The following is a 1,689-nucleotide window of genomic DNA, read 5'->3' as shown; positions in this document are numbered from 1 at the left end:
GTGGGGCCCTGGGCGGGCACGGGCTTGCGGTGACGGGCCATGGGGGCGCGACCTCCTGACGGGAACACGGGCTCTCAGTACGTGAAGTTGGTTCTCAGTACGTGAAGTTCTCGGCGTGGATACGGTGTTCGGGCACCCCCGCCCGTACCAGCGCCGTAGTCGCCGCGTGCGCCATGCCGGGCGGGCCGCACAGGTACACGTCGTGCTCGGCCAGGTCGGGGACCAGGTTGCTCAGGGCCTGCGGGGCAATGGGGTCGAAGGACGCGTCGGACGGGCCGAGCAGGAAGTGCAGTTGGGCCGCGCGGGACGCGGCGATGGACTCCAACTCGGCGCGCAGGACGAGCTGTTCGGCGCTGGCGGCGCGGTAGAGGAGCGTCAGGTCGCCGGGTGCGCAGGGCAGCGTCTCGAACAGCGCCCGCAGCGGGGTGATGCCGACGCCGCCCGCGAGCAGCAGCACCTTGCGCCGGCGGCGGCGGTGCGCGGTGAGGGCGCCGAACGGGCCGGTGGCCAGGACACGGGTGCCGGGGCGGAGGCGGCGGATGCGGCGGGTGTGGTCGCCGAGGGCCTTGACGGTGATCCGCAGCCGGTCGTCGCGTACCGGCGCGGACAGCGAGAACGGCAGCGCCGCGTGCCAGAGCCTGCGCTGCAGGAACCGCCAGCGGAAGAACTGCCCCGGTTCGGCGCGCAGTTCGTCCAGGCCGATGCCCTGCATGACGACGGAGACGGTGCCGGGCCCCTCCACCCGTACCTCCTGTACGCGCAGGCTGTGCCGCAGGGCCTGGCGTACGGGGACGACGAGCCGGTACCAGACGAGCAGCACCGCGACCGTGGCGTGCAGCAGGGCCCAGACCCAGACGGCGAGGACGCTGCCCGCGATGTCGGGGCCGACGAGCTGGTGGGCGAAGGCGAGCCCGGCGCCGAGGTACGTGAGCTGGTGCGCGCCGCGCCAGGCCCCGTGCGGGATGCGGCGGCGGACCGCGCGGGCCGAGGTGACACCGACGGCGGCGAACAGCACGGTGCCGGTGCCTGCGGCCGCTATGCCGGGGTAGCCGAGCAGGTCGACGGCGGCGCGCAGCAGGTCGTCGCCGGTGTGCGCGGCGTATCCGCACAGGGCGAGGAGGGCGTGGGCGGTGCACAGGGTGAGCACCCAGCGGCCGCCCAGCGCGTGCCTCCGCGCCAAGCGGTCGGCGCCCACTCCGTGTTCTACGGCGGGGACTCGGGCCATCAGGAAGAGCATGACGAGTACGCCGTATCCGGCGAGGAGTCCGGTGAGGTGCGCTGCGCTTGCCATCAGGGCGTCCAGCTGGGCTGAGGGTTCTAGCTGTACGGCCCACAACGCGATGACCCCTGCGGCGCCTGCTGCGAGGGCGGTCCTCAGGGCCCGGGGGTCGACCCTGATCGGCTGGACCGGAAGGTTGCCCGGCGCCTGGCGTGCCCTAGGTCGACGGCAGTCGCACCCGGCGCCGTGGTGCTGTGCCCACCCGTTCCGCCCTGCGGAACAATTGCCCACAGCGGTAGCGGAAGCAGGCGCCGCAGCACCAGTTGAAGTAGCTCTCACGCCGGTGAACATAGACCCCCCGCACCCCCGAAAACACCAGGTCAGCGCCATACCCGAGATCCTTAAGGGTCCCTTGAGGATCGCCTCACGACCGATTAAGCCAACCGCCCCCGCGAGGCCCCCTCACACCC

The 1,689-nt window shown here is 72.6% G+C and carries 1 protein-coding gene; it reads right to left on the bottom strand.

What is annotated here, in order from left to right; genetic code table 11:
- Positions 1-94: 94 nt before the first annotated feature.
- The gene (locus GUY60_RS37450; RefSeq protein ID WP_246236151.1) at positions 95-1,291 is read right to left on the bottom strand and encodes a ferredoxin reductase family protein; all 1,197 of its coding nucleotides are present in this window, start codon (positions 1,289-1,291) and stop codon (positions 95-97) included.
- Positions 1,292-1,689: the final 398 nt, after the last annotated feature.

It is taken from the genome of Streptomyces boluensis, from assembly GCF_009908195.1.
Classification (GTDB): domain Bacteria; phylum Actinomycetota; class Actinomycetes; order Streptomycetales; family Streptomycetaceae; genus Streptomyces; species Streptomyces boluensis.
This window is presented reverse-complemented; position numbering and strand designations above follow the sequence as displayed.

Excerpts from the sequence above, each read along its gene's own strand:
- GUY60_RS37450 (WP_246236151.1), bottom strand. The coding sequence starts at position 1,291 with ATGGCAAGCGCAGCGCACCTCACCGGACTCCTCGCCGGATACGGCGTA.